Source organism: Aquiflexum sp. (assembly GCF_977115555.1).
In genome coordinates, this window is sequence record NZ_CDSBKL010000535.1 from 1 (window position 1) to 2,334 (window position 2,334).

The 2,334-nt window shown below is 41.3% G+C and carries 3 protein-coding genes; all 3 read right to left on the bottom strand.

What is annotated here, in order from left to right; genetic code table 11:
• Nucleotides 1-123: 123 nt before the first annotated feature.
• The gene (locus ACZFYI_RS19215) at nt 124-945 is read right to left on the bottom strand and encodes an SDR family oxidoreductase (RefSeq protein WP_462525736.1); all 822 of its coding nucleotides are present in this window, start codon (nt 943-945) and stop codon (nt 124-126) included.
• Between the two features lie 3 nt (nt 946-948).
• Entirely contained in the window at nt 949-1,443 is a 495-nt protein-coding gene (locus ACZFYI_RS19220) for a hypothetical protein (RefSeq protein WP_462525737.1), read from the bottom strand.
• Between the two features lie 20 nt (nt 1,444-1,463).
• Nucleotides 1,464-2,334, bottom strand: an 871-nt coding sequence (locus ACZFYI_RS19225; protein WP_462525738.1) for a DJ-1/PfpI family protein, incomplete at its 5' end; no start/stop codon positions are given.

Sequence of the window (2,334 nt, forward strand, 5' to 3'; positions counted from 1 at the left end):
GTTTCGGTGCAGGGAGCCCTACTGACTGATGTGCCTGACTGATCGTGTTTATTTCAAAAGATTGCATCTGATCATTTTTTGAATGGTATAAGTCTTCGATTTATTACCTGCCCAAATTAAAAACTACAGTCCAAGAATTTGTTTTTGCATGGCGAAAAATTCTTCATCGGACATTTTATCCCTTGCTCCCAGCAACTGCTCGCAATCTGCCCCAGCCCTGTAGCGAAGTTTGTCTGAATTATCTGTCGCAGCCTCAAATATAACTTCAGCAATTTGTTCAGGCTTGGTCATGGTTTCAGGATTCATTGATTGGGCCATAGCCTTCATAAAGGCATTCACAAATTCATTGTATTCGGCAAATTCTTGATTGTGTTGCAGATCCAGCGATCTACCTCCAAAATCAGTTGCTACTCCTCCCGGTTCAATCACTTTTACTTTTACGCCAATTTGCGCCATTTCCCATCGCAACGATTCAGAGAATCCTTCTACAGCCCACTTGGTAGAATGATACAAGGGCATTAAGGGAAAAGTCATTCTTCCTCCCACAGACGAGATGTTGATAAACATGCCCTCTTTGTTTTGTCTGAAATGAGGCAGGGTTTTCTGGGTGACATCAAATAATCCTTGCACATTGACTCCAAATTGTCTGATGATGCTTTCCCGCTTCGCAGATTCAAATGTCCCCATAAGACCATACCCGGCGTTATTGAGCACCACATCTATTTTGCCGAACTTATCAATTCCCTGAGCCAGTGCCGAATCGATCGTATCAAGGTCAAGCACGTCAAGTTTGGTAACCAGCACATTGGCCAATTCGGTAAATTCAGTTTCTTTTTCAGGTGTTCGCATCGTTGCAATCACATTCCAGCCTTTTGATTGAAATAGTTTGGCAGTAGCTCTGCCGATTCCGGAGCTTGCACCGGTTACCAATATTGTCTTTTTCATGATTTATGAGTTTAAGAGAAATTCTAAATAGGTTTTCACAGATAAGTAAGAGATGGACTCGAGAATTAAAAGTCCCAGAAGATAGATAAGAACACTGAAAATAACTCCTTTCCACAATGGCTGAATGTTCAAAAAGATGAGCGCGAGCAATACAAGAATGATGACAACAGATAGGACTTTTACTGTCGTGGGAACACTTTTATTAACTCTCTGCATTCGTTCAACTTCTTGCTGTTTAAATTCTGCTTTATTGCTGTGAAAAATTTCAGTTTTTGTCCTCAGAAGTTTATTCTGATTCATGATAAAGCCTGTTCCACTTGCCAAAAGAAGAATGCTTAACACAAAAATACCATTTCTTAAACCTTGGGTAATTGGGTTCAACTGGTTAAAATGCAGCAGAACAGCTGCTATCAGCAGCAAGACGCCAAAACCTACAACTTGCATACCCGTTGCTTTTTGAGCAGTGATATAAATTTCGAATTGCTTTAACATTTCCATTTCATTCCAAATAGGATGGATTATACAACTTGTAATTCCTTAAATAATTCAGCTACAGTAATCTTTCCCAGCTCATCACAGGCTTTTGGGCTGTCGCCGGAGATCAGCTTTCGGTCTATGTGGGTAGCACCGGTTATTTTATCATTGAGCACCGTAATGCCTTCTTTTGCAAGCGCTTCACACTGGAACCATGGAAGCTGCCCGGGCAGGTAGCCTAATGAAGGCGATTGCTTATCAAATTTATCGGGGAAAGCCACCATTTTATAACCCTTATAAGGATTCGGTTCACCCTTGGATTCTTTTGCAATCATCGCAGCAGGACCATGACACACTGCAACCAGATACCGATCAGACTCCTTAATCCACCGTAACAGTGCACCCACATGCTGATCATTTGGAAGCCCCACCATAGAACCATGACCGCCGGGAAGAAATAGAGCGATGTAGTCTGATTCGTTATTCAATTCATTGCTTTTGATAAGCTTTTCTAGGGAAAGCGGTTTGTCGAATTTCGATTGGTTTTCTTTTCGGAATTTTAGCACCGCCTGATCTTTTACAGGTACTGACCATTCCTCAAGAACTGCTGATTTGCCATTTGGGGTAATTACATCAAAATCAAATCCGGCATTAACCAGGTGCATGAGGGGAACCATGGTTTCTTGCACATTATTTCCTGTGGAGAAAAGTTTGTCATTAGCCATTTTAAAATAGCGCTCTTCTGTGCAAAGCACTAAAACCTTCTTTTCTCCTTTATATTTCTTGCCGCCAAAGTCTGTCGCTTTGTAGCCACTTACTTTATCTACTCCAAGCATTCTTCCCATTGGAGAAGGAATATAACCAGAGCCATTCTTTTCTTTTGTGGGGGCAAGTCCGAAAATTCTTTTAATCATT

Excerpts from the sequence above, each read along its gene's own strand:
- ACZFYI_RS19215 (WP_462525736.1), bottom strand. The coding sequence starts at position 945 with ATGAAAAAGACAATATTGGTAACCGGTGCAAGCTCCGGAATCGGCAGA.
- ACZFYI_RS19220 (WP_462525737.1), bottom strand. The coding sequence starts at position 1,443 with ATGGAAATGTTAAAGCAATTCGAAATTTATATCACTGCTCAAAAAGCA.